Origin of the sequence: Streptomyces sp. NPDC057939, assembly GCF_042887545.1 — a bacterium.
Classification (GTDB): domain Bacteria; phylum Actinomycetota; class Actinomycetes; order Streptomycetales; family Streptomycetaceae; genus Streptomyces.
On sequence record NZ_JBHVPG010000004.1, the window covers coordinates 3914 to 30156 of the forward strand.

13 protein-coding genes, 1 tRNA gene, 1 rRNA gene and 1 other annotated feature (1 of these 16 cut by a window edge) are annotated in these 26243 nt (G+C 71.0%); of the genes, 10 read left to right on the forward strand and 5 right to left on the reverse strand.

Translation table 11 applies throughout. From position 1 onward, the window contains the following. Positions 1 to 1396: a sequence feature (mutual gap in cmsearch alignment for this rRNA model is longer than 100), on the forward strand (it extends 1648 nt beyond the left edge of the window). Positions 1397 to 1470: 74 nt separating this feature from the next. Both rrf and ACFVS6_RS06260 read left to right on the forward strand, forming a co-directional pair. Next, positions 1471 to 1587: ribosomal RNA gene (rrf, locus tag ACFVS6_RS06255) — 5S ribosomal RNA — on the forward strand. Between the two features lie 5 nt (positions 1588 to 1592). Beyond that, positions 1593 to 1665, forward strand: a tRNA-Thr gene (locus ACFVS6_RS06260). Between the two features lie 139 nt (positions 1666 to 1804). Here the strand turns inward: ACFVS6_RS06260 and ACFVS6_RS06265 are convergent. Further along, the gene (locus ACFVS6_RS06265) at positions 1805 to 4354 is read right to left on the reverse strand and encodes a SpoIIE family protein phosphatase (RefSeq protein ID WP_389701142.1); all 2550 of its coding nucleotides are present in this window, start codon (positions 4352 to 4354) and stop codon (positions 1805 to 1807) included. A 202-nt stretch (positions 4355 to 4556) separates the two neighbouring features. Between ACFVS6_RS06265 and ACFVS6_RS06270 the strand changes: the two genes are divergently transcribed. The 8 genes from ACFVS6_RS06270 to ACFVS6_RS06305 all read left to right on the forward strand — a co-directional run bounded on the left by ACFVS6_RS06270 (position 4557) and on the right by ACFVS6_RS06305 (position 18454). Further along, positions 4557 to 10049, forward strand: coding sequence for a HAMP domain-containing protein (locus ACFVS6_RS06270; protein WP_389701144.1), 5493 nt, complete (start codon positions 4557 to 4559; stop codon positions 10047 to 10049). 243 nt (positions 10050 to 10292) lie between these two features. Further along, the gene (locus ACFVS6_RS06275; protein ID WP_389701146.1) at positions 10293 to 10976 is read left to right on the forward strand and encodes a two-component system response regulator; all 684 of its coding nucleotides are present in this window, start codon (positions 10293 to 10295) and stop codon (positions 10974 to 10976) included. A gap of 232 nt (positions 10977 to 11208) precedes the next feature. Next, the gene (locus tag ACFVS6_RS06280; RefSeq protein ID WP_389701148.1) at positions 11209 to 14037 is read left to right on the forward strand and encodes a DNA translocase FtsK; all 2829 of its coding nucleotides are present in this window, start codon (positions 11209 to 11211) and stop codon (positions 14035 to 14037) included. Between the two features lie 204 nt (positions 14038 to 14241). Then, positions 14242 to 15138, forward strand: coding sequence for a helix-turn-helix domain-containing protein (locus ACFVS6_RS06285; RefSeq protein WP_389701150.1), 897 nt, complete (start codon positions 14242 to 14244; stop codon positions 15136 to 15138). Between the two features lie 125 nt (positions 15139 to 15263). Further along, the gene (rimO, locus tag ACFVS6_RS06290) at positions 15264 to 16757 is read left to right on the forward strand and encodes a 30S ribosomal protein S12 methylthiotransferase RimO (protein ID WP_389701152.1); all 1494 of its coding nucleotides are present in this window, start codon (positions 15264 to 15266) and stop codon (positions 16755 to 16757) included. Continuing rightward, on the forward strand, positions 16754 to 17410 hold the full coding sequence (pgsA, locus tag ACFVS6_RS06295; protein WP_389701154.1) for a CDP-diacylglycerol--glycerol-3-phosphate 3-phosphatidyltransferase: 657 nt from the start codon (positions 16754 to 16756) through the stop codon (positions 17408 to 17410). Before rimO ends, pgsA begins: the two co-directional genes overlap by 4 nt. Positions 17411 to 17427: 17 nt before the next feature. Continuing rightward, positions 17428 to 17967, forward strand: coding sequence for a CinA family protein (locus ACFVS6_RS06300; protein WP_389701156.1), 540 nt, complete (start codon positions 17428 to 17430; stop codon positions 17965 to 17967). 109 nt (positions 17968 to 18076) lie between these two features. Further along, positions 18077 to 18454, forward strand: a complete 378-nt coding sequence (locus ACFVS6_RS06305) for a helix-turn-helix domain-containing protein (protein WP_281208997.1) — start codon at positions 18077 to 18079, stop codon at positions 18452 to 18454. A gap of 389 nt (positions 18455 to 18843) precedes the next feature. Here ACFVS6_RS06305 and ACFVS6_RS06310 read toward each other — a convergent pair whose 3' ends face one another. The 4 genes from ACFVS6_RS06310 to ACFVS6_RS06325 form a co-directional block, all read right to left on the reverse strand. Beyond that, entirely contained in the window at positions 18844 to 19614 is a 771-nt protein-coding gene (locus tag ACFVS6_RS06310; RefSeq protein WP_389701158.1) for an SDR family NAD(P)-dependent oxidoreductase, read from the reverse strand. Positions 19615 to 19647: 33 nt separating this feature from the next. Further along, on the reverse strand, positions 19648 to 20472 hold the full coding sequence (locus tag ACFVS6_RS06315) for an Fpg/Nei family DNA glycosylase (RefSeq protein ID WP_389701159.1): 825 nt from the start codon (positions 20470 to 20472) through the stop codon (positions 19648 to 19650). 294 nt (positions 20473 to 20766) lie between these two features. Continuing rightward, entirely contained in the window at positions 20767 to 21465 is a 699-nt protein-coding gene (locus tag ACFVS6_RS06320; RefSeq protein WP_389701161.1) for a hypothetical protein, read from the reverse strand. A 164-nt stretch (positions 21466 to 21629) separates the two neighbouring features. Beyond that, positions 21630 to 26237, reverse strand: coding sequence for an ATP-dependent helicase (locus ACFVS6_RS06325; protein ID WP_389701163.1), 4608 nt, complete (start codon positions 26235 to 26237; stop codon positions 21630 to 21632). Positions 26238 to 26243 lie beyond the last annotated feature (6 nt).

Sequence of the window (26243 nt, forward strand, 5' to 3'; positions counted from 1 at the left end):
AAGGCTGAGACCTGATGCCGAGCCGATTGTGGTGAAGTGGATGATCCTATGCTGTCGAGAAAAGCCTCTAGCGAGTTTCATGGCGGCCCGTACCCTAAACCGACTCAGGTGGTCAGGTAGAGAATACCGAGGCGTTCGGGTGAACTATGGTTAAGGAACTCGGCAAAATGCCCCCGTAACTTCGGGAGAAGGGGGGCCATCACTGGTGATCGGATTTACTCCGTGAGCTGGGGGTGGCCGCAGAGACCAGCGAGAAGCGACTGTTTACTAAAAACACAGGTCCGTGCGAAGCCGTAAGGCGATGTATACGGACTGACGCCTGCCCGGTGCTGGAACGTTAAGGGGACCGGTTAGTGACCTTTCGGGGTTGCGAAGCTGAGAACTTAAGCGCCAGTAAACGGCGGTGGTAACTATAACCATCCTAAGGTAGCGAAATTCCTTGTCGGGTAAGTTCCGACCTGCACGAATGGCGTAACGACTTCTCGACTGTCTCAACCATAGGCCCGGTGAAATTGCACTACGAGTAAAGATGCTCGTTTCGCGCAGCAGGACGGAAAGACCCCGGGACCTTTACTATAGTTTGATATTGGTGTTCGGTTCGGCTTGTGTAGGATAGGTGGGAGACTTTGAAGCAGCCACGCCAGTGGTTGTGGAGTCGCCGTTGAAATACCACTCTGGTCGTGCTGGATGTCTAACCTCGGTCCGTGATCCGGATCAGGGACAGTGTCTGATGGGTAGTTTAACTGGGGCGGTTGCCTCCCAAAGGGTAACGGAGGCGCCCAAAGGTTCCCTCAGCCTGGTTGGCAATCAGGTGTTGAGTGTAAGTGCACAAGGGAGCTTGACTGTGAGACCGACGGGTCGAGCAGGGACGAAAGTCGGGACTAGTGATCCGGCGGTGGCTTGTGGAAGCGCCGTCGCTCAACGGATAAAAGGTACCCCGGGGATAACAGGCTGATCTTCCCCAAGAGTCCATATCGACGGGATGGTTTGGCACCTCGATGTCGGCTCGTCGCATCCTGGGGCTGGAGTCGGTCCCAAGGGTTGGGCTGTTCGCCCATTAAAGCGGTACGCGAGCTGGGTTTAGAACGTCGTGAGACAGTTCGGTCCCTATCCGCTGTGCGCGTAGGAATATTGAGAAGGGCTGTCCCTAGTACGAGAGGACCGGGACGGACGAACCTCTGGTGTGCCAGTTGTCCTGCCAAGGGCATGGCTGGTTGGCTACGTTCGGGAGGGATAACCGCTGAAAGCATCTAAGCGGGAAGCCTGCTTCAAGATGAGTATTCCCACCTCCTTGAGAGGGTAAGGCTCCCAGTAGACGACTGGGTTGATAGGCCAGATGTGGAAGCCCGGTAACGGGTGGAGCTGACTGGTACTAATAGGCCGAGGGCTTGTCCTCAGTTGCTCGCGTCCACTGTGTTAGTTCTGAAGTAACGAACCGTGTCCATGCCCGGTTGGTCAACTTCATAGTGTTTCGGTGGTCATAGCGTTAGGGAAACGCCCGGTTACATTCCGAACCCGGAAGCTAAGCCTTTCAGCGCCGATGGTACTGCAGGGGGGACCCTGTGGGAGAGTAGGACGCCGCCGAACAACTCGCCCTTTTAGCTCAGTCGGTAGAGCGTCTCCATGGTAAGGAGAAGGTCAACGGTTCGATTCCGTTAAAGGGCTCAGGTAAGACAAAAAGGCCCCCGCCTCTTGGCGGGGGCCTTTTTGCGTTCCGGGTTCAAATCGATGGTGATGCCCCTCGCGATGCCTTTTGCCGGGAATCCGTTCAGCACGGGTTCCCGGCAAGGCCGGCAGGTATCGGTCAGGCGCCTTCGCGCTGGTGGGGGACTCGGAAGGCGAGGATGGCCATGTCGTCCGAGGCGGGTTCGGCCGCGAATCGTTCCACCGCGCGCAGGACGCGGGAGGCGACCGCGCCGGCCGTCAGCCCGGTACAGGTCGTCAGGACCTCGGCGAGGCCGTCGTCGCCCAGCATGCGGCTGCCCTCGCGGCGTTCCGTCACGCCGTCCGTGACGCAGAGGAGGACGTCGCCCGGATCCAGGGTGAGCGTCTGCTCGTAGAGGTCCAGGTCCTCGATGACGCCCAGCAGGGGCTGCGGTTCGGCCGCCGAGGTGACCTCGCCGTCCGGGCGCAGGCGCAGCGGGAGCGGGTGGCCGGCGCAGACGACCTTCATCAGGGCGCCGCCGTCCGGCTGGGGGTGGAGCTCGCCGTAGAGGAGGGTGAGGAACCGGCTGCGGGCGCCCTCGTCGAGGATGGCCGCGTTGAGGCGCTCCAGGACCGCCGGGCCGCCGAGGCCCTCGCGGGCCAGCAGGCGCAGCGCGTGCCGGGCCAGGCCGGTGACCGCGGCCGCCTCGGGGCCCGTGCCGCACACGTCGCCGATGGCGAAGCCGTACACGCCGTCACGGATCGGGAAGACGTCGTAGAAGTCGCCGCCGACCTCGTTGCCCTCGCCCGCGGCGCGGTAGATGACCTCCACCTCCATGCCGGGGATGGCGGGTGAGCCGGGCGGCAGGAGACTGCGCTGCAGGGAACGGCTGATGGCGGTGCGCTCGGAGTACAGCCGGGCGTTGTCGAGTGCCAGGGCCGCCCTGCGGGACAGGTCGTCGGCCAGTTCGAGGATTTCCTGGCGGAAGTGCTCCTCGCGGGGCTTGCCCAGGGTGAGCATGCCGATCACGCGGTTGCGGGCCAGGAGGGGCAGGACGACGGAGTCGCCGCCGACCGCGGTGGCCGCGGCCGCCCACGGGCGGGCTCCGGCCTCGCGGACCGGTTCGGGCGGGCTGACCCGGGACAGCAAGGCCTTCAGTCCGTCGATGTTGTCCTCGTCCTCGTGGAGGACGTAGGCGAGGTAGGGATCGGAGGCCTGGTCGGCGATCGTGTAGACGGCGCACCAGGTGGCGAGGGTCGGGACGGTCATCTGGGCCATGAGGGCCAGCGTCTGGTCCCGGTCGAGCGTGCCGGCGAGCAGGTCGGAGGCCTCGACGAGGAAGGACAGGGAGCCGCGGCGCAGGCGTTCCAGCTCGCCGAGGCGGGCGGACTCGACGGCGAGGGCGATGCGGTCGGCCGCGAACTGGAGGCGCAGGGCCTCCTCGTTGCTGTAGCGGCCGGGGCTCTCCGCGGCGATGCCGAGGGAGCCGGTGAGGCGGCCCTCGACCTTGAGGGGGACCGTGACGGCCGAGCGCATGCCCGTCGCCTCCAGGAGCGGTACGGCTCCCGGGACGGCCGCGAGGTCGTCGTGGACGGCCGGCATGCGGGCCGAGCCGTACCGGTTCGTGCCCGCCTCGACGGGGACCCGGGCGAACCGCTGGCGGGTCGAGGGCAGGCCGGTGGTCGCGCGGACCTCCAGCTCCGTCTCGTCGTCCGTGGCGAGCAGCAGGAACGCGGCGTCGGCGTCGAGCATGTCGCGGGCCCGCTCGACGGTGCGCTGGAGGAGGCTCTCCAGGTCGTCCGGGGCGGGGGAGCCGATGAACACCTCGAAGGGGTCGACCGGGCGGCTCTCGCCGGGGTGGCCCCCGTCGGAGGGGATCCGTACGGGGGTCTGGAGCAGGGCGCGCTCGTCGTCGTGGACGAGGAGGCAGACGATGGAGGGTTCGCCGTGGGCGTCGCGCACCCGCAGGTGGGAGGCGTACACGGGGATGACGCGGCCGTCGGCGCCGCGGATGCCGTAGCTGCCCTCCCAGCGGGACAGGCGCAGGGCCTCGGCGATGCCGGTGCCGGTGCCGGGGGTCTGGGGCCAGGCCGCGAGTTCCGCGAGCGGGCGGCCCACGGCCTTCTCGGCGGGGTGGCCGAAGATGTGCTCGGCGTCCTCGTTCCAGGCGGCGACGGCGTCGCCCGCGTCGACCTGGATCACGGCGACGCGGACCCGGCTGTCGGTCAGCGGGAGGAACTGGTCCGGTACGACGGGTCCCGAGGAGCGGGTACCGACCGGACGGTCCGGCAGGTCCAGCCGGAACCAGACGTGCTTGTGGGTGGCCGTGTACTCGACGCCCCAGCGGGTGGCCAGGGCGGCGCAGAGCATCAGGCCACGGCCGCTCTCGCGGTCGGGGTCGGCGTAGGGGCGTTCGCCGGGGTGGGCGAGCGGCAGCTCGCGCTCCGGGTAGTGGTCGGCGACCTCGACGCGGATGCCGTCCTCGGCGCGCAGGCACAGGACCTCGGCCCGGGTTCCCGCGTGGACGACGGCGTTGGTGACGAGCTCGCTCGTGAGGACCACGGCGTCGTCGACGATGTCCGCGAATCCCCAGCCCTGCAGGGTGTCGCGGACGAACGCTCGGGCAGCGGCGACCGAGCGCCCCTGGGGGTCGAAACTGGCAGCCGCCCGTGCCGTGATCAACAAGTCTCCTTCGACGCGGTGGGACATCGGATGCCAGGTTACTTACCTTCGCGGAGGCAAGGAGGCCGTCGTGGGGGATTCCACCCGCAGGGTACGGCCGGTGTGCGATGGTGCCGGAGTGTTATGGCCGGGTTGGGCCGGGGTGAAACACTGGGCAGGCTTGGAGAGCCGGATTTTGGATACTCGGATGTCCGGTGGAACAGCGGTCGACCCTTTCGGGAGGGACACGGTGGAGTCTGGAGCAGCGGTGCGGCGTGCGGGAACGCGCCCCAAGGGGGGCCGGTCCCGGCGCGGTGGCACGACGGAAGTCGATACCGCCGCTCTGAACCGGCTGCTCACGGCACTGGTGTCGATGCGCGACGGGAACTTCCGCAAGCGGCTGACGGTGTCCGGCGACGGCGTGATGGCGGAGATCGCCGCCGTCTACAACGAGGTTGCCGACCGCAACCTCCACCTGACCGGTGAACTGTCCAGGGTCCGACGGATGGTGGGCCGTGAGGGCAAGCTGAGCGAACGGCTGGAAACAGGGGCCTGCGAGGGTTCCTGGGCCGCCGCGATCGACGCCTCGAACCAGTTGGTGGACGATCTCGCCCGCCCGGTTTCCGAGGTGGGTCGGGTGCTCTCGGCGGTCGCCGAGGGCGATCTCGATCAGCGCATGGACTTGCGCACGCGGGCTTCGGAGGGGGCCGGGCACCCACTGCGCGGGGAGTTCCTCAAGGTCGGTCGTACGGTCAACAACCTGGTCGACCAGCTGTCCGCGTTCACCGACGAGGTGACGCGCGTGGCACTGGAGGTGGGTACCGAGGGCAAGCTCGGCGGACAGGCGCAGGTGCGCGGAATGTCCGGTTCTTGGAAGGACCTGACCGACTCCGTCAACACCATGGCGTACCGGCTCACCGCCCAGGTGCGTGACATTGCTCTCGTGACGACGGCGGTGGCCAAGGGCGATCTGTCGCGCAAGGTCACGGTGCACGTGGCCGGCGAGATGCTCCAGCTGAAGAACACCGTGAACACGATGGTGGACCAGCTGTCGTCGTTCTCGTCCGAGGTGACCCGGGTGGCCCGCGAGGTGGGCACGGAGGGTGAGCTCGGTGGTCAGGCGAAGGTGCCCGGGGTCGCGGGCGTGTGGAAGGACCTGACCGACTCCGTCAACACCATGGCGGGCAACCTGACGGCCCAGGTGCGCGGGATCGCGCAGGTGACGACGGCCGTCGCGAACGGTGACCTGTCGCAGAAGGTGCGGGTCAGCGCGCGCGGCGAGGTGGCGCAACTGGCCGAAACGATCAACCAGATGACCGAGACGCTGCGTACGTTCGCGGACGAGGTCACGCGCGTGGCGAGCGAGGTCGGCGCCAAGGGGCTGCTCGGTGGTCAGGCGCAGGTGCCCGGGGCGGCGGGGACGTGGAAGGACCTCACGGACTCGGTGAACACGGTCTTCCGCAACCTGACCACGCAGGTGCGGGACATCGCGCAGGTGACGACGGCGGTGGCGAACGGTGATCTGTCGCAGAAGGTCACCGTCGACGTGGCCGGCGAGATGCTGGAGCTGAAGAACACCGTCAACACGATGGTCGACCAGCTCCAGTCCTTCGGTGCCGAAGTGACCCGGGTGGCCCGTGAGGTCGGTGTCGAGGGTGAACTGGGCGGTCAGGCGCAGGTGCCGGGAGCCGCGGGGACGTGGAAGGACCTCACCGACTCGGTGAACACCGCCTTCCGCAACCTGACCGGGCAGGTCCGCAACATCGCGCAGGTGACGACGGCGGTGGCGAACGGCGATCTGTCGCAGAAGGTCACCGTGGACGTCTCGGGCGAGATGCTCCAGCTGAAGAACACCGTGAACACGATGGTCGACCAACTGTCGTCCTTCGCGGACCAGGTGACGCGCATGGCGCGGGACGTGGGTACGGAGGGTCGTCTCGGTGGTCAGGCGCGGGTCGAGGGGGTTTCCGGAACCTGGAAGGAACTCACCGACTCGGTCAACTTCATGGCCGGGAACCTGACCTCGCAGGTGCGCCAGATCGCCCAGGTGACGACGGCGGTGGCGCGGGGCGACCTGTCGCAGAAGATCGACGTGGACGCCCGGGGCGAGATCCTGGAGCTGAAGAACACCATCAACACGATGGTCGACCAGCTCTCGGCGTTCGCGGAGCAGGTGACCCGCGTCGCCCGTGAGGTGGGTACGGACGGTCGGCTCGGCGGGCAGGCGCAGGTGCCCGGGGTGGCCGGGGTCTGGCGCGATCTGACCGATTCGGTGAACGGCATGGCCGGGAACCTGACCTCGCAGGTGCGCAACATCGCCCAGGTCGCGACGGCGGTGGCGCGCGGTGATCTGTCGCAGAAGATCGACGTGGACGCCCGGGGCGAGATCCTGGAGCTGAAGAACACCCTCAACACGATGGTCGACCAGCTCTCGAACTTCGCGGAGCAGGTGACCCGCGTCGCCCGTGAGGTGGGTACGGAGGGCATCCTCGGCGGTCAGGCGGAGGTGAAGGGGGTCTCCGGCACCTGGAAGGACCTCACGCAGTCCGTCAACTTCATGGCGAACAACCTGACTTCACAGGTGCGCAACATCGCCGAGGTCACCACGGCGGTGGCCATGGGCGACCTCTCGAAGAAGATCACGGTCGACGCCAAGGGCGAGATCCTCGAACTCGTCACCACCGTGAACACGATGGTGGACCAGCTGTCCTCCTTCGCGGAGCAGGTGACCCGGGTGGCCCGTGAGGTGGGTACCGAGGGCATCCTCGGCGGTCAGGCCCGGGTCCGGGGGGTGACCGGCATCTGGAAGGACCTCAGCGACAACGTCAACACCATGGCCGGGAACCTGACGGCGCAGGTGCGCGGGATCGCGCAGGTCTCGGCGGCGGTCGCCAACGGCGATCTGACGAAGAAGGTCACCGTCGAGGCGCGCGGCGAGGTCGCGCAGCTCGCCGACACCGTGAACACGATGGTCAAGACCCTGTCCTCGTTCGCCGACGAGGTCACGCGCGTGGCCCGCGAGGTGGGTACGGAGGGTCGTCTCGGTGGTCAGGCGCACGTGCCCGGGGTCTCGGGGACGTGGAAGGACCTCACCGACTCGGTGAACTTCATGGCCTCCAACCTGACCGGTCAGGTGCGGCAGATCGCCATGGTCACGACCGCCATCGCCAAGGGCGACATGACCAAGAAGATCGACATCGACGCGCGCGGCGAGATCCTGGAGCTCAAGACCACGATCAACACGATGGTCGACCAGCTGTCCTCGTTCGCCGACCAGGTGACCCGGGTCGCCCGCGAGGTGGGTACGGAGGGCATCCTGGGCGGCCAGGCCCGGGTGCGGGACGTGGACGGCACCTGGCGTGACCTCACCGAGTCCGTGAACGAGATGGCCGGGAACCTGACCCGTCAGGTACGGGCCATCGCGGCCGTCGCCACAGCGGTGACCCGGGGCGACCTGAGCCTGAAGGTCGACGTGGACGCGGCGGGGGAGATCCAGGTCCTCCAGGACAACATCAACACGATGATCGTGAACCTGCGCGACACCACCTTGGCCAACAAGGAGCAGGACTGGCTCAAGGGCAACCTGGCCCGGATCTCGGCCCTCATGCAGGGCCGCCGGGAACTGGACGACGTCGCCTCGCTGATCATGAGCGAGCTGACCCCGGTGGTTTCCGCGCAGCACGGGGCCTTCTTCCTGGCGCTGCCGACCGGCGGGAGCACCGAGATCGGGACGGACGGCGGCGCGGACGGCTCGTACGAGCTGCGGATGCGCGGGAGCTACGCGTACGCCGGCGGTCAGATGCCCATCTCCTTCCGGCCCGGGGAGGGGCTGATCGGCGCGGTCGCCGAGGAGAAGCGGACGATCCTCGTCGAGAACACCCCGCCGGGCTACCTCAAGATCTCCTCGGGGCTCGGCGAGGCGCCGCCGGCGCACGTGATCGTGCTGCCGGTGCTCTTCGAGGGGAAGGTGCTCGGTGTCATCGAGCTGGCCGCCTTCCAGCCCTTCACGCAGATCCAGAAGGACTTCCTGAGCCAGATCGCCGAGATGATCGGCACGAGCGTCAACACCATCTCCGTCAACTCCAAGACGGAGATGCTGCTGAAGCAGTCGCAGGAGATGACGGAACAGCTGCGGGAACGCTCCGACGAGCTGGAGAACCGGCAGAAGGCCCTCCAGGCCGCGAACGCGGAACTGGAGGAGAAGGCCGAGCTGCTGGCCCAGCAGAACCGGGACATCGAGGTGAAGAACACCGAGATCGAGGAGGCGCGGCAGGTCCTGGAGGAGCGCGCCGAGCAGCTCGCGGTCTCGATGCGCTACAAGAGCGAGTTCCTGGCGAACATGTCCCACGAGCTGCGGACCCCGCTCAACTCGCTGCTGATCCTGGCCAAGCTGCTCGCCGACAACGCCGACGAGAACCTCTCGCCGAAGCAGGTGGAGTTCGCGGAGACGATCCACGGGGCGGGTTCGGACCTGCTCCAGCTGATCAACGACATCCTCGACCTGTCGAAGGTCGAGGCGGGCAAGATGGACGTCTCGCCGACGCGGATCGCGCTGGTCCAGCTCGTGGACTACGTGGAGGCCACGTTCCGGCCGCTGACCGCGGAGAAGGGCCTGGACTTCTCGGTGCGGGTGTCCCCGGAGCTGCCGGCGACCCTGCACACCGACGAGCAGCGGCTCCTGCAGGTGCTGCGCAACCTGCTGTCGAACGCGGTGAAGTTCACCGACACCGGGGCGGTGGAGCTGGTCATCCGGCCGGCCGGAGGCGATGTTCCGACCGCGATCCGGGAGCAGTTGCTGGAAGCCGGTTCGCTGCGCGAGGCGGACGCCGACCTGATCGCCTTCTCGGTGACCGACACCGGGATCGGGATCGCGGCGAGCAAGATGCTGGTGATCTTCGAGGCGTTCAAGCAGGCGGACGGGACGACGAGCCGCAAGTACGGCGGCACAGGCCTGGGGCTGTCCATCAGCCGGGAGATCGCCCGGCTGTTGGGCGGGGAGATCCACGCGGCCAGCGAGCCGGGCCGGGGGTCGACCTTCACCCTGTACCTGCCGCTCCACCCGAGCGAACTGCCTCCGCAGGGGTACGCCCCGCCCACGCCGGGCGGCGCGCGCGGGGACTACCGCAGGGCGGCCGAGGAGGCGCTGCCCGAGCCGGTGGCGTTCGCACCGACCCCGGTGTCCGCGCCTCCGGTGCGGGCGGCGCTGCCCGCGGCGGAGCCGTCGGGGCAGGGGTCGTCGGCGTTGTTCCGGCGGCGCCGCAAGGCCCAGCCCGAGGCGCCGGTGCGCGGTGAGGTGCCGGGGCAGGCGGACGGGGGCGGGTGGGACCTGGAGGAGCCGCTGCCGACGCCGCCGCGGACGTACGACTTCCACGGCGAGCGGGTGCTCATCGTCGACGACGACGTGCGCAACGTCTTCGCGCTGACCAGCGTGCTGGAGCAGCACGGGCTGGCGGTCCTCTACGCCGAGAACGGGCGAGAGGGGATCGAGGTCCTGGAGCAGCACGACGACGTGGCGCTCGTGCTGATGGACATCATGATGCCGGAGATGGACGGGTACGCGACGACGTCGGCGATCCGCAGGATGCCGCAGTTCGCGGGACTTCCGATCATCGCGCTGACGGCGAAGGCGATGAAGGGCGACCGGGAGAAGGCCATCGACTCCGGGGCGTCCGACTACGTCACCAAGCCGGTCGAGCCCGACTACCTGTTGTCGGTGATGGAGCAGCACATGCGCGACGAGTGATCACCGACCGGAAGGCGGGCGCGTGGTGGGCGGGGCGAAGGGGAACCTTCTCCCCTCCCCTCACGTTTCCGCTTAGTGCACAGTGACATCTTGGTGACAGGGTGTGGCGATCTCGGGACTGGGGCTACGATGACCGGCACAAGGACGGACGGCTCAGGGATGCCGTTCTCTGGGGCGGGGCCCGGCACACAGGCCGGCGCCCGGAGCCGGGGAGGCCCCATGCCGGGGCGAGGAGGACAGGGCATGGTGCAGAAGGCCAAGATCCTCCTGGTCGACGACCGGCCGGAGAATCTGCTGGCGCTGGAGGCCATCCTCTCCGCGCTCGATCAGACACTGGTCCGGGCGTCGTCGGGGGAGGAAGCGCTCAAGGCGCTGCTGACGGACGATTTCGCGGTCATCCTGCTGGATGTGCAGATGCCGGGAATGGACGGATTCGAAACCGCCGCGCACATCAAGCGGAGGGAACGTACCCGGGACATCCCGATCATCTTCCTCACCGCGATCAACCACGGCCCGCACCACACGTTCCGCGGTTACGCGGCGGGTGCGGTCGACTACATCTCGAAGCCGTTCGACCCGTGGGTGCTGCGCGCCAAGGTCTCGGTGTTCGTGGAGCTGTACACGAAGAACTGCCAGCTCCGGGAGCAGGCGGCGCTGCTGCGGCTCCAGCTGGAGGGCGGCGGCTCCAACGGCGTGGACGGCAGCAAGGAGACGGCGGGCCTGCTGGCCGAACTCTCCGCGCGGCTCGCGGCGGTCGAGGAGCAGGCGGAGGCGCTGACCAAGCAGCTCGGCGAGGACTCCGCCGACGGCGCGGTCGTGGCGACGGCCGCCCATCTGGAACGGAAGCTGACGGGGCTGCGGCGCGCGCTCGACGCGTTGGAGCCGGGCACCGGCGGGCCGACCGCCGTGCTTCCCGCGCAGGGCTGAGCCGGCGGCGTCGGCGAGCGGGCGGAGCCGTCCCGTCGGGGACGGGGCGGCCGTCCGCGGGCCGCGTCGCCGGGCTCCGGCGGACGACTCGGCGGAACGATGCCTTCCGGTAAGCGTGCTGGGGGGACGTCAGGTCTGCCGGGGCGTCAAAGTGCGTACGGACCGGGCGACACGAACGGGTGAAGGGGTGGGCACGCGTGTCCACCGGCGCGCGCACCGGTAACCTCGGCCCATGGCCTCAAGTACGTCCGGCAAGGGTTCCCCGAGCAGTGCGGGCACCGCGAAGGGCCGCACCGGCCGTACGACGGCGCCGGCGAAGAAGTCCGCGCCCGCGCGCAAGCCCCCCGCGAAGAAGGCCGCTGCGGCCAGGCGCGCCCCGGTGAAGAAGGTCGCCGCCAAGCCGGCGCCGTCCCCCACCGGGGGCGTGCTGCGACTGGTGCGCGCCTGCTGGCTCGGTCTGGCGCACGCGGTCGGGGCGGTCTTCCGCGGGGTGGGCCGGGGTGCCAAGAACCTCGACCCGGCCCACCGCAAGGACGGGCTCGCGCTGCTGTTGCTGGCCCTGGCGCTGATCGTGGCCGCGGGGACCTGGTCGAACCTGAGCGGACCTGTCGGGGACCTCGTCACCATGCTCGTCACCGGAGCCTTCGGGCGCCTGGACCTGCTCGTGCCGATCCTGCTCGGCGTCATGGCGGTACGTTTCATCCGCCATCCGGAACAGACCGACGCCAACGGGCGCATCGGCGTCGGCCTGTCGGCGCTCGTCGTCGGGATCCTCGGGCTGGTGCACATCGCCTGCGGGGCGCCCGGCCGCGACGAGGGCACGACCGCGATGCAGAACGCGGGCGGGCTCGTCGGCTGGGCCGCCTCCAAGCCGCTCATCTTCACGATGGGCGCGCCGCTGGCCGTCCCCATGCTGGTGCTGCTCACCGTGTTCGGACTGCTGGTGGTCACCGCGACCCCGGTCAACGCCATCCCGCAGCGGCTGCGCCGCCTCGGCATCCGGCTGGGCATCATCGCGCCGAACGAGTACGACGAGGGGTACGGGGAGTCGGAGGGCGCCGCCCCGCAGGGCGGGCGCGACCGGCACGACGCCGAGCAGTGGCGGGCCCGCGCCGGGGAGCTCGCGGACCACGGGGACCCGGCGGACGCCGCCGAGGAGGCCGCGCTGGCCCGCCGGCGCCGGCCGAGGCGCAGCGCCTCCCGGCCGGGGGAGCGGGAGATGGACGCCGTCGACGTCGCCGCGGCCGCCGCCGCCGCGCTGGACGGCGTCGTCTACGGGGGGCTGCCCCCGTCCCCGCTGGTCGCCGACCTCACCCAGGGCATCTCCACCGGGCCGGAGGGCGCGGAGATCACCGCTCCGGTGCCGCCCGCGCGGGAGGAGCGGACCGTCGCCGCGGGCGCGCCCGCACCGTCCGCGCCCGCACCCGAGGTGTCGGAGCCCGCGCCCGCCGCGCCCGTCGCCGCCGAGCGGCCGAACGAGCGCACCGCCGCCGCTTCCGGGACGCTGTCCGTCCCGGACCTGACGCGCGCCGCGCCCGAGGCCCAGCCGCTGCCGCCGCGGGCCGAGCAGCTCCAGCTGCGCGGGGACATCACGTACGCACTGCCCTCGCTGAACCTGCTGGAACGGGGCGGGCCGGGCAAGACCCGCAGCGCCGCGAACGACGCGGTCGTGGCCTCGCTGAGCAACGTGTTCACCGAGTTCAAGGTCGACGCGCAGGTCACGGGCTTCACCCGGGGCCCGACGGTCACCCGCTACGAGGTCACCCTCGGCGCCGCGGTGAAGGTGGAGCGGATCACGGCCCTGGCGAAGAACATCGCCTACGCCGTGGCCTCCCCGGACGTGCGGATCATCAGCCCGATCCCCGGCAAGTCGGCGGTCGGCATCGAGATCCCGAACACCGACCGCGAGATGGTGAACCTGGGTGACGTCCTGCGCCTCGCGGACGCCGCCGAGGACGACCATCCGATGCTGGTCGCGCTCGGCAAGGACGTCGAGGGCGGCTACGTCATGGCCAACCTCGCGAAGATGCCGCACGTGCTGGTCGCCGGCGCCACGGGCTCCGGCAAGTCGTCCTGCATCAACTGCCTGATCACCTCGGTGATGGTGCGGGCCACCCCGGAGGACGTCCGGATGGTGCTCGTCGACCCCAAACGGGTCGAGCTGACCGCGTACGAAGGCATCCCGCACCTGATCACGCCGATCATCACCAACCCGAAGCGGGCGGCCGAGGCCCTCCAGTGGGTGGTCCGCGAGATGGACCTGCGTTACGACGACCTGGCCGCCTTCGGCTACCGGCACATCGACGACTTCAACCAGGCGATCCGCGACGGCAAGATCAAACTGCCGCCGGGCAGCGAGCGGGAGCTCAACCCGTACCCGTACCTGCTGGTGATCGTCGACGAGCTCGCGGACCTGATGATGGTGGCGCCCCGCGACGTGGAGGACTCCATCGTCCGGATCACCCAGCTCGCCCGCGCGGCCGGCATCCACCTGGTGCTGGCCACGCAGCGGCCCTCCGTGGACGTGGTGACGGGTCTGATCAAGGCCAACGTGCCCTCCCGGCTCGCCTTCGCCACCTCCTCGCTCGCCGACAGCCGGGTCATCCTGGACCAGCCGGGCGCCGAGAAGCTGATCGGCAAGGGTGACGGTCTGTTCCTGCCGATGGGTGCGAACAAGCCGGTCCGCCTCCAGGGCGCGTTCGTCACCGAGGACGAGATCGCCGGGATCGTCCAGCACTGCAAGGACCAGATGGCGCCCGTCTTCCGGGACGACGTGACCGTCGGGCAGAAGCAGAAGAAGGAGATCGACGAGGAGATCGGCGACGACCTGGACCTGTTGTGCCAGGCCGCGGAACTCGTCGTCTCGACCCAGTTCGGCTCCACCTCGATGCTCCAGCGCAAGCTGCGCGTCGGCTTCGCCAAGGCGGGGCGGCTGATGGACCTGATGGAGTCCCGGGGGATCGTCGGTCCGAGCGAGGGTTCGAAGGCGCGCGACGTGCTGCTCAAACCGGACGAGCTGGACGGCGTGCTCGCCGTGATCCGGGGCGAGGACACGCCGTAGAACGGGCTCCGTCCGGCTCACTCGACCGTATGGGATCGGCGGGCAACCGTTTCCCTTGGGCGTGCGTCAAGTTGAGGAGACGACGGGGGTCCTCCCGAAGCCATTCGGATGGCGTAGGAAGAGGACCCTCCGGTTGCCCCACCCTTTCGTCACCCCCCTAGACTGGTAAGCCAGCAGGTGGCTACACGCTCGAAAGGCGCCCTCGTGTCCATCGGCAACTCCAACTCCCCCGAAGAAGAGCGGCCTTCGACCGACGACCGGTCCGAGGACCGCATCGTCGAACGTTCCGTCGAAGAGCCGTCGATCGGGACGGCCCTCAAGAAGGCCCGGATCGCCGCCGGGCTCACCGTCGACGAGGTCAGTTCCACCACCCGCGTGCGCATCCCGATCGTGCACGCGATCGAAGAGGACGACTTCACGCGCTGCGGCGGCGACGTCTACGCCCGCGGTCACATCCGTACGCTCGCCCGCGCCGTGCACCTCGATCCGGCACCCCTGATCGACAGCTACGACGCGGCCCACGGCGGCCGGCCGGCACCCACCCCCGCCGCGCCGATGTTCGAAGCCGAGCGCATCCGTCCCGAGAGGCAGCGGCCCAACTGGACCGCCGCCATGGTCGCCGCCATCGTCGCCGTGATCGGCTTCGTCGGCTTCACCGCCTTCAGCGGTGGCGACGCCCAGAGCAAGCGTCCGCTGGCGGAAGGTTCCGCCTCCCCGAAGCCCGCACCCAAGCAGACGGCGGGCAAGCCCGCCGCACAGCCCCAGCAGACCCCCCAGGCGCCGAAGCCGACGCCGTCCGACAGTGCCATCGCGGCGGCTCCCAAGGACCTCGTCACCGTGGTCCTGACGGCCAGCGAGGGCGAGAGCTGGATCTCCGCGAAGGACCACAGCGGGCGACTGCTGTTCGACGGAACCCTCACGCAGGGCGAGTCGAAGACCTTCACGGACAAGGAGTCGATCGACCTCGTGCTCGGTGACGCCGGGGCCGTGAACCTCTTCGTGAACGGCAAGGAGATCAAGGACAGCTTCCAGCCGGGTCAGGTGGAACGTCTCACCTACACCAAGGAAGATCCGCGCCAGGGGCAGGCCCAGGCGGGCTGACCAGCACGGAATAGCAGATTCCGGATCCCCGGGACGTCGCGCGGCACCCGCCGTCGACCCCGGGGATCCTGTCGTGGCGGGACGTGGGGCGGGGGCCGGGGTCGGGACGAAGTAGTCTTGAGTCCATGCCCGAACGCCGTACCGTCGCCCTTGTCACTCTTGGCTGCGCCCGTAACGAGGTGGACTCGGAGGAGCTCGCAGGCCGCTTGGCGGCGGATGGCTGGGAGCTCGTCCAGGACGCCGCCGACGCGGACGTAGCCGTCGTCAACACCTGCGGCTTCGTCGAAGCCGCGAAGAAGGACTCCGTAGACGCCCTGCTCGAAGCGAACGACCTGAAGGACCACGGCAGGACCCAGGCCGTGGTCGCCGTCGGCTGTATGGCCGAGCGCTACGGCAAGGAACTCGCCGAAGCGCTCCCCGAGGCCGACGGAGTCCTCGGTTTCGACGACTACGCCGACATCTCCGACCGCCTCCAGACCATCCTCAACGGCGGCATCCACGCCTCCCACACCCCGCGCGACCGGCGCAAGCTGCTGCCGATCAGCCCGGCGGAGCGCCAGGACGCCGCCGTGGCCCTGCCCGGCCACGCGCAGGAGCCCGAGGCCGCCCCGGCCGACCTGCCCGACGGCCTCGCCCCCGCCTCCGGCCCGCGCGCGCCCCTGCGCCGCCGGCTCGACAAGAGCCCGGTGGCCTCGGTGAAGCTGGCCTCCGGCTGCGACCGCCGCTGCTCCTTCTGCGCCATCCCGTCCTTCCGCGGCTCCTTCATCTCCCGCCGCCCGAGCGACGTGCTCGGCGAGACGCGCTGGCTGGCCGAGCAGGGCGTCAAGGAGGTCATGCTGGTCTCCGAGAACAACACCTCGTACGGCAAGGACCTCGGCGACATCCGCCTGCTGGAGACCCTGCTGCCGGAGCTCGCCGCCGTCGACGGCATCGAGCGCGTCCGCGTCAGCTACCTCCAGCCCGCCGAGATGCGGCCCGGCCTGATCGACGTGCTCACCTCGACCCCCAAGGTCGTCCCGTACTTCGACCTGTCCTTCCAGCACTCGGCCCCCGACGTGCTGCGTTCCATGCGCCGCTTCGGGGACACCGACCGCTTCCTGGAGCTGCTGGACACCATCCGCTCCAAGGCCCCGCAGGCCGGCGTCCGGTCCAACTTCATCGTCGGGTTCCCCGGTGAGAAGGAGTCGGACTTCGCCGAGCTGGAGCGTTTCCTCACCCACGCCCGCCTCGACGCCATCGGCGTCTTCGGCTACTCGGACGAGGACGGCACCGAGGCCGTCACGTACGACGGGAAGCTGGACGAGGAGACCATCGCCGCGCGCCTCGCCCACATGCAGCGCCTCGCCGAGGAGCTCACGTCGCAGCGCGCCGAGGAGCGCATCGGGGAGACCCTGGAGGTGCTCGTCGAGACGGTCGTCCCGCTCGACGAGGCCGAGGAGGGCGAGGGCGCCTACGGGCGCGCCGCCCACCAGGCCCCGGAGACCGACGGCCAGGTCGTCTTCACCGACGGCACGGGACTGGTTCCCGGGCGTATCGTCACGGCAAAGGTGGTCGGCAGCCTCGGCGTCGACCTGGTGGCCGAGCCCCTGGGCATGGAATTTGAGGAGGCGGCCGGATGACCGGAGTCCCGGCATCGGCGGCGGGCGGGACCGGCCGCCGGCCCGCGCCCGGCACCAAGCTCGGGACTGCGGCCGTCAACCAGGCCAGCCTGTGGAACATCGCCAACATCCTGACGATGATCCGGCTCGTCCTCGTGCCGGGATTCGTCATGCTGCTGCTCGCCGACGGGGGCTACGACCCCGTCTGGCGGGCGTGGGCGTGGGCGGCGTTCGCCGTCGCCATGATCACGGACATCTTCGACGGCCACCTCGCGCGGACCTACAACCTGGTCACCGACTTCGGGAAGATCGCCGACCCCATCGCCGACAAGGCGATCATGGGCTCGGCGCTCATCTGTCTCTCCTGGCTGGGTGACCTGCCCTGGTGGGTCACCGGAGTGATCCTCGGCCGGGAGCTCGGCATCACGCTGATGCGCTTCTGGGTCATCCGCTACGGAGTGATCCCGGCCAGTCGGGGCGGCAAGCTGAAGACCCTCGCCCAGGGCACGGCCGTGGGCATGTACGTCCTCGCGCTCACCGGACCGCTCGCGACCCTGCGGTTCTGGGTGATGGCCGTCGCCGTCGTGCTGACCGTGGTCACCGGTTTGGATTACATCCGGCAGGCCGTCGTCATGCGTCGCGCTGGATTGGCCGCGGAGCGGGCCTCGAAGTGACGAACGGGGCGGGGGACGTGCCGGAGGTCGCACGGGCGCTCGAAGGCACCGCGGGGGTGGCCGGGGACGTACTGCGGCTGCTCGCGGAGAGTGATCAGACGGTCGCCGTGGCGGAGTCGCTGACCGGAGGGATGGTCGCGGCCGAGCTCACGGCGGTGCCAGGCGCCTCCCGCGCCTTCCGCGGTTCGGTCACGGCGTACGCGACGGAGCTCAAGCACCGCGTCCTCGGCGTGGACGCGGGGCTACTGGCGGCCGAAGGCGCGGTGAACGCGCAGGTCGCGCAGGAGATGGCCGACGGGGTGCGGCGCGTCATGGGCGCTTCGTGGGGGATCGCGACCACCGGAGTGGCCGGTCCGGACCCTCAGGACGGGCAGCCGGTGGGCACCGTCTTCATCGCCGTGGCAGGTCCGGGGGGCAGGAAAACGGCCCGGCTGCGGTTGAACGGCTCCCGTACGGAAATTCGTAGGGAGAGTGCACGGACTGTGCTCGAACTGTTGTCGAGCGAACTCCGCGAGAATCTGCGGGGGCAGGATACGGAACAGAACGGGGGGATTTGATGTTTGCAGCCCTGAGTGAACACGACATCGCTCCCCGCACGGCCGCGGCGCGAGGCGGTACGGTGGGGCGTGAAGGTTACGGCTACACGGTCAGAGGAGGGAGCCACCGATGATTCTGCTCCGTCGCCTGCTGGGTGACGTGCTGCGTCGGCAGCGCCAGCGCCAGGGCCGTACTCTGCGCGAAGTCTCCTCGTCCGCCCGAGTTTCGCTCGGCTATCTCTCCGAGGTGGAGCGGGGGCAGAAGGAGGCATCCTCCGAGCTGCTCTCCGCGATCTGCGACGCGCTGGACGTACGGATGTCCGAGCTGATGCGCGAAGTCAGCGACGAGCTGTCGCTGGCCGAGCTTGCGCAGTCGGCAGCTGCAAGCGAACCGGTGCCGGCACCGGTGCGCCCGATGCTCAATTCCGTCTCCGTGGCCTCGGTCACGGGACCGGAGCGGGTGACCATCAAGGCACCCGTGGAAGCGGTGAACGTCGTAGCCGCTTGAGTGCACGTGAGCATGTGAGTGTGGCGGGAGCCCCGGGTGGTGCGTGAAGCACCGGCCCGGGGCTCTTTGCCGTGCGGGGGCCGTCGGGGCGTAGTCGCGGGTGGTTCTGGGTGCGGGCGGCGGGGCGGTGCGGGAGGATGGGCCCGTCCGGGATCCGGCCCGCTGGGAGGTGGCCGTGCGGCGCTTGCTCATACCCCTCGCCCTGGCGATGGGCGTGCTGTGGTGGTGGGCCGTCCTGCGGCTGGCGCTGGCACCGGCCGAGTCCGGGCCCGTGGAAGGCGCGGTGGCGGTCGGGGGCTGGGGGCTGGGGCTGCTGCCGGTGCACTGCGCGCGGCGGGCGGACACGGTACGGCGGGGACGGGCGGGTGCGGTGGAGCCCGCGGACGAGGTCACCAGGGCATCGATACTCCACCGTTCGGGCGAAGGATCTGGCCCGTCATGAAGGACGAGGCGTCGCAGGCGAGGTAGAGGACGGCCTGGGCGATGTCCTCGGGCTCGCCGACCCGGCCCAGCGGGGACATCCGCACCATCGTCGCCTCGGTCCGTTCCAGGACTTCGGCGCTGTGCCGGCCGGTCATGGGGGTGCGGATCCACCCGGGGGCGACGGCGTTGACGCGGATGCCGTGCGGGCCGCTCTCGGTGGCGAGGGTCTTCGTCAGCTGGACCACGGCCGCCTTGGCTGCGCTGTAGCAGAGCAGGCCGGGCTGGGCGGCGTCCACGGCGCCGGAGGCCATGGTGATCACCGAACCGGGGCGGCCCGCCGCGATCATGGCGCGGACGCCTTCCTGGCAGGTGCGCAGCACCCCCTTGAAGTTCACGTCCAGGATCCGGTCGAGGTCCTCGTCGGTGGTCTCCAGCACGGTGCTGGTGTGCATGACCCCGGCGATGGCGGCGACGACGTCGAGCGGCCCGGCCGCGGCGACGGCGGCCCGCAGGGCGGCCCGGTCGGTGACGTCCAGGGGGTGGCCGGTGGCGGCCCCGCCGGCCCCGGTGATCAGTGACGTCGTCCCGGCGAGGCCGAGCTCGTCGCGGTCGGCGCAGTGCACGGTCGCGCCCGCCCGGGCCAGCAGTACGGCGGTGGAGCGGCCGATGCCGCTGGCGGCCCCGGTGACGAGGGCGGTGCGGCCGGTGAGGTCGTACGCGATGGCGGATGTGGGCATGCAAGGGACCGTACGAGTGAATCTGACGGGTCGTCAACCACTGCGGCGGTGCCCGACGGGCGCGGGGGCGGGCCCGGACTGGCAGCGCGGGCACCAGTAGGTGGGGCGGTCGTCCTGCGGGGCCTCGCGGACGGAGGTGCCGCAGCGCAGGCAGGGGCGGCGGGAGCGGCCGTAGACGAACAGTTCCCGGCCGGGGACGCGGCTGCCGGTGGTGGAGCGGCGTCCGTGCTCGCCGATGTTGGCGGCCAGCAGGCGCTGGGCCGCGGCCGCCAAGCGGGGGAGGGTGACCTCGGGATCGGGGAGCGCGCCGACCGGGGTCCAGGGGGTTGCCTGGGCCAAGAAGCAGGCCTCGGACTTGTAGATGTTGCCGATGCCCGCCAGGTTGCGCTGGTCGAGCAGGGCCTCGCCGAGGGGGCGGTCGGGGTCGGCGAGCAGATTGGCCGCGGCCTGCCCGGGGTCCCAGTCGGGGCCGAGGAGGTCGGGCCCGAGGTGGCCGACGACCTTGTCCTCGTCGGCGGTGCGGAGCAGTTCGAGGACGGGCAGCCGGTAGCCGACGGCGGTGGTGTCGGCGGTGCCGAGGACGGCACGGATCTCGTACTCGGGGCCGCCGCGCCACTTCTCGCCCGGTGCGAAGACGTGCCAGGCGCCGTCCATGCGCAGGTGGCTGTGGAGGGTGAGGCCGCCTTCGATGCGGGCGAGGAGGTGCTTGCCGCGCGGGGTGACGTCCAAGGTCGTGCGGCCGGTGAGGTCGGCGAGGGCGAAGCGCGGCACGCGCAGGTCGCTGAGGGTCAGCGGCTTGCCGGCGAGGGCGGCGTGGAGGCGGCTCGCCGCGCGGTGGACGCTGTCTCCTTCGGGCATGGGGCCATTGTCGCGCCGGGCGGCAGCTGGTGGAGCGCGCGGCGCGGGGTTCGTGAGCGGCGGGCGTGCGGGCATGCGGGCTCCGTGGGGTGCTGCGCGGTGCGGCCGGGTGGTGCGGCCGGGCACGGGGGGGGGCTCCGGAGCGAGCGGTGCGGCGGGGCGTGGGGCTGTGGTGCGGCGGTGCGCGGGGTGAACGGTGCGGCGGGCGGTGGGGGCCGGACGCGGGAACCCCCGCGGGCGGGCGCCGCGGGGGTTCCGGGGACGGTGGCGGGCAGGGCGCGGGGGCCGTTCCCGCTACTTCCAGACGAGTTCCTTGTTCTTGCTGAGGATGTTGTACGGCTCGCCCCAGTACTGGGCGGCGGTGACCTTCGTCTGGGCCGACGGGGCCAGGGCTATCGCGCAGCTGGTCTGCGTCTTGCCGTTGGTGAAGCCCTTCGGCAGCGACTCGTTGGGGCACTTCTCGAACTTGCCGATGACGGACACGCCCTGGGCCTCGCTGCCGTCCGTGAGGAGGCCCTTGATGTGGCCCACGGAGGTGTGCGACAGGTCCACCGTGCCGGTGTTCTGGACCGAGTAGCGGACGTAGTAGGGGATCATCCCCTTCACCTTGTCGCCCAGCTTGAGGGCGTCCAGGTCGGCCGGGTTGCCCTGCTCGATCGCGGTGACGGTGAGCGCGATCCGGCCGCCCTTCGTGCTGCCGTAGTTGAACGGGATCTGCGCGGCCTCGCCGATCTTGAACTGCTGACCCGACTTCGCCGTGCCGTCCGCCCCGGGCACGGGCGCCTCCCCGGCGCCCGCCGGCGAGCTCGGGGCGGCCGGACTGCCGGCCTGGGCCGGGGGCGAGGCGGGCTGGGAGGGCTGGGAGGCGGACGCGCTGGGCTGGGCCACGGGGAGTTCCTCGTTGCCGTTCTTGCAGCCGGTGAGGGCCAGGGTGCCGGCGACCGCCAGGCCGACCGCGCCCAGGGTGGTTCCGCGCATGCTGATGGTGCTCACTCTTCGTTCCCCCATGTCGGCGCACCGCCCGTGCGGTGCTGTGATCATCTTGATAAAGCATGGATAAGGGCGCGTGCGAGCTCAGGGGCGGTCGGCAGCAGTTTCGTGACATGGCCAGAACAGAGGCGGCACAGTCGAGACCTGACCGAGTCCTCGGCCGCCCCTCAGTTGCGCAGGCGCAGGCCCCTCGGGGTGGCGTGGAAACCGGCCGCCTCCAGGTCCGGGCCCAGGGCTGACGTCAGGGCCGGGGCGGCGTTGACCCGCTCCACCGTCAGCGCCGGGAGGGTGCCCGTACGGGACGCCGTGACCAGGGCCGTCGTGGCCGCCGACAGCCGGGGGTCCCCGGCCTCCGGCCAGGCCAGCAGCGTCTTGCCGCCGCGCTCCAGGTACAGGGTGAGCTCCCCGTCGACCAGCACGACCAGGGAGCCCGCCTTGCGGCCCGGCTTGTGCGTCGCGTCGCCCGGGGGATCGGGCCACGGCAGGGCCGCCCCGTACGCGTTCGCCGGGTCCGCTGCGGCCAGGACGACCGCCGCCAGCGGGGGAGGCGTGCGTTCGGCCGCCCGGAGCCGGTCCACGGCGCCGTCCATCGCGAACTGGGCCGCGCCCAGCCCCTCCACCACGTAGCCCCGGCGGGCCTGGCCGCTGTCCTCGAACGCGGACAGGACCCGGTAGACCGCGCTGAAGCCGCCCGCCACCCCCTCCGCCGCCACCGCGCCCCGGGTCACCACCCCGTGCCGGTCCAGCAGCGTGCGGGCCAGGGCGTGGGCCCGGTGCGTCGGGTCGGGGGCGGCGGCGGGCAGCAGCGACCAGCGGCCCGATACCGTCGGCGGGCCCGTACGGGAGACGCTGGCGCCGAGCGTGCCGTAGCGCCCGCGCGGGACGGTGCGGCGGGCCCGGTGCGCGGTCGCGCCCGCCGTCCGGCCCGAACCCAGCAGGGAGCGCAGCGGGGCCAGGGTGTCGTTCGTCAGACGGCCCGACCAGGCCAGGTCCCAGACCACCGAGGCGAGTTCCAGGTCGGAGACCTCGGGGTGGGAGGCGCGGACGCTCTGGGTGAGCTGGCGGAAGAACAGGCCGTAGCCCCCCGAAAGGGCGTCGAGGACGGCCTTGTGGAGCTCGCCCAGCTCCAGGGGGTGCGGCTCGGGGAGCAGCAGCGGTGCGGCGTCCGCCAGGTAGAGGGAGACCCAGCCGTCCTTGCCCGGCAGGGCGCCCGCGCCCGCCCACACCACCTCGCCCGTCGTGGTCAGCTCGTCCAGCAGGGCCGGGGAGTACCCGGCCACCCGGGACGGCAGGACCAGTCGCTCCAGCGCCGAGGCGGGGACCGCGGCCCCCTGGAGCTGTTCGACGGCCCGGGCCAGGCCGTCGATGCCGCGCAGGCCCCCGCCCAGGTGCTGCCACTGGGGCAGGAAGGTGGCCAGCGAGGTCGGCGGGACCGGCTCCAGTTCCTGGCGGAGCGCCGCGAGCGAGCGGCGGCGCAGTCGGCGCAGCACGGCCGCGTCGCACCATTCCTGGCCGATGCCCGCCGGATGGAACTCGCCCTGGACCAGCCGGCCCGCGGCCGCGAGCCGGTGCAGGGCGCCGTCGGTCACGGCCGTGCCCAGGCCCAGCCGGGCCGCGACGGCGACCGTGGTGAACGGGCCGTGGGTGCGGGCGTATCGGGCGAGGAGGTCACCGAGGGGGTCCTTGACCGGTTCCGTGAACGCCTCGGGAACCCCGACCGGGAGGGCCGTGCCCAGGGCGTCCCGCAGCCGGCCCGCGTCCTCGATCGCCGCCCAGTGCTCCACGCCCCCGATCCGGACGTCGACGACGCGGCGGGCGGCGCCGAGTTCGCGCACCCACGCCGGATCCGCGCCGCGCCCGGTCAACTCTGCATCGGTGAGGGGGCCCAGCAGGCGCAGCAGGTCGGCCACCGATTCGGCGTCCTTGGCCCGCCGGTCCGGGGTCAGCCACTGGAGCTCCCGCTCCAGGTCCTCCAGTACCTGCGCGTCCAGCAGTTCGCGCAGCTCCGCCTGGCCGAGGAGCTCCGCCAGCAGGCGGGAGTCCAGGGACAGCGCCGCCGCCCTGCGCTCGGCGAGCGGCGAGTCGCCCTCGTACAGGAACTGGGCGACGTACCCGAACAGCAGGGACCGGGCGAACGGCGAGGGCTCGGGCGTGGTGACCTCGACCAGCCGGACCCGGCGCGCCTCGATGTCCCCCATCAGCTCGGTCAGGCCCGGTACGTCGAACACGTCCTGGAGGCATTCGCGCACGGCTTCCAACACGATCGGGAAGGAGCCGAACTCCGAAGCGACCTGGAGCAGTTGCGAGGCGCGCTGGCGCTGCTGCCACAACGGGGTGCGCTTGCCGGGGCTGCGCCGCGGCAGCAGCAGCGCGCGGGCCGCGCACTCGCGGAAGCGGGAGGCGAACAGGGCCGAACCGCCGACCTGTTCGGTGACGATCCCGTTGACGTCGCCCCGGTCGAAGGTGACGTCGGCCGCGCCCAGCGGGGGCCGGTCGTCGTCGAAACCGTGGGTGGGGACGTGCGCGGGATCGTGGTCGAGGAGGTCCATGGACAGCAGGTCGGCGTCCGGAAGGCGCAGCACGATGCCGTCGTCGGCGTGCATGACCTGTGCGTCCATGCCGTACTTCTCGGCCAGCCGGGCACCGAGCGCCAGCGCCCAGGGGGCGTGCACCTGTGCGCCGAACGGCGAGTGGACCACGACCCGCCAGTCGCCCAGTTCGTCGCGGAACCGTTCGACGACGATGGTCCGGTCGTCCGGTACGTGGCCGCAGGCCTCGCGCTGCTCGGCGAGGTACGCGAGGACGTTGTCCGCGGCCCAGGCGTCGAGGCCCGCCGCGAGCAGCCGCAGTCGGGCGTCCTCGGCGCTCAGGCCGCCGAGCTCGCGCAGGAACGCGCCGACGGCGCGGCCCAGTTCCAGGGGGCGACCCAGCTGGTCGCCCTTCCAGAACGGCAGCCGGCCCGGCACCCCGGGCGCCGGGGTGACCAGGACCTGGTCGCGGGTGATGTCCTCGATGCGCCAGGAGGTGGTGCCCAGGGTGAACACGTCGCCCACGCGGGACTCGTAGACCATCTCCTCGTCGAGCTCGCCGACCCGGCCGCCGCCCCTGCCGCCCTTCTTCGTGTCGGACGCGGCGCTGCCCGCGAGGAAGACGCCGAACAGCCCGCGGTCGGGGATGGTGCCGCCGGAGGTGACGGCCAGGCGCTGCGCGCCCGGTCGACCCGTGATCGTCCCCGCGACGCGGTCCCACACGACCCGGGGCCGCAGCTCGGCGAACGCGTCCGACGGGTAGCGGCCCGCCAGCATGTCCAGCACCGCCGTGAACGCCGACTCGGGCAGGGCCGCGAACGGCGCCGCCCGGCGCACCAGGGCCAGCAGTTCGTCCAACTGCCAGGTGTCCATCGCGGTCATCGCGACCACCTGCTGGGCGAGGACGTCCAACGGGTTGGACGGGATCCGCAGCGACTCGATCGAGCCGGTGCGCATCCGCTCGGTCACCACGGCGGCCTGGACCAGGTCGCCCCGGTACTTGGGGAAGACCACGCCGGTGGAGACGGCGCCCACCTGGTGGCCGGCGCGGCCCACGCGTTGCAGCCCGGACGCCACCGACGGAGGGGACTCCACCTGGATCACCAGGTCCACCGCACCCATGTCGATGCCCAGTTCGAGGCTCGACGTGGCGACCACTGCGGGCAACCGGCCCGCCTTCAGGTCCTCCTCCACCAGGGCCCGCTGTTCCTTGGAGACCGAGCCGTGGTGCGCACGGGCCAGCAGCGGCGGGGCGCCGAGGGCCGCGCCCGACTGCGCCATGACCTCGGCCGGGGGAGCGCCCTCGGGCAGGGGCGCGCCGGTGGCCCGCTCGTGGGCGATCTCGTTGAGCCGGTTGCACAGCCGCTCCGCGAGCCGGCGGGAGTTGGCGAACACGATCGTCGAGCGGTGGGACTGCACGAGGTCCGCGATCCGCTCCTCCACGTGGGGCCAGATGGACGGCCTGTCGCCGCCCTCCTTGCCGTCGGTGGCGGGGGAGCCGCCCAGCTCGCCCATGTCCTGCACGGGGACGACCACCGACAGGTCGAACTCCTTGCCCGACGGAGGCTGCACGATCTCGACGCGGCCGCGCGGCGCGAGGTACCGGGCGACCTCGTCGACCGGGCGGACCGTCGCCGACAGCCCGATCCGGCGCGCCGGTCGCGGCAGCAGCTCGTCCAGCCGCTCCAGGGACAGCGCCAGGTGGGCGCCCCGCTTGGTCCCGGCCACGGCGTGCACCTCGTCCAGGATCACCGTCTCGATGCCGGACAGCGCGTCGCGCGCGGCCGAGGTCAGCATGAGGAACAGGGACTCCGGCGTGGTGATCAGGATGTCCGGGGGGCGGGTGGCCAGGGCGCGCCGCTCTGCCGGCGGGGTGTCCCCCGACCGGATCCCCACCCGGATGTCCGGCTCGGGCAGCCCGAGGCGGGCCGACTCCTGCCGGATCCCGGTCAGCGGACTGCGCAGGTTGCGCTCCACGTCGACGGCGAGGGCCTTCAGCGGGGACACGTACAGGACGCGGCAGCGCTTCTTCGGCTCTGCGGGCGGTGGGGTCGAGGCGAGCTGGTCGAGGGCGGCCAGGAACGCCGCGAGGGTCTTGCCGGAGCCGGTGGGCGCCACCACCAGCACGTCCGACCCCTCCCCGATGGCCCGCCAGGCACCCTCCTGCGCGGGGGTGGGCGTACGGAAGGCCCCCGTGAACCAGGAGCGGGTCGCGGGGGAGAACGAGGCGAGCGCGGAGCCGGACATGCCCCC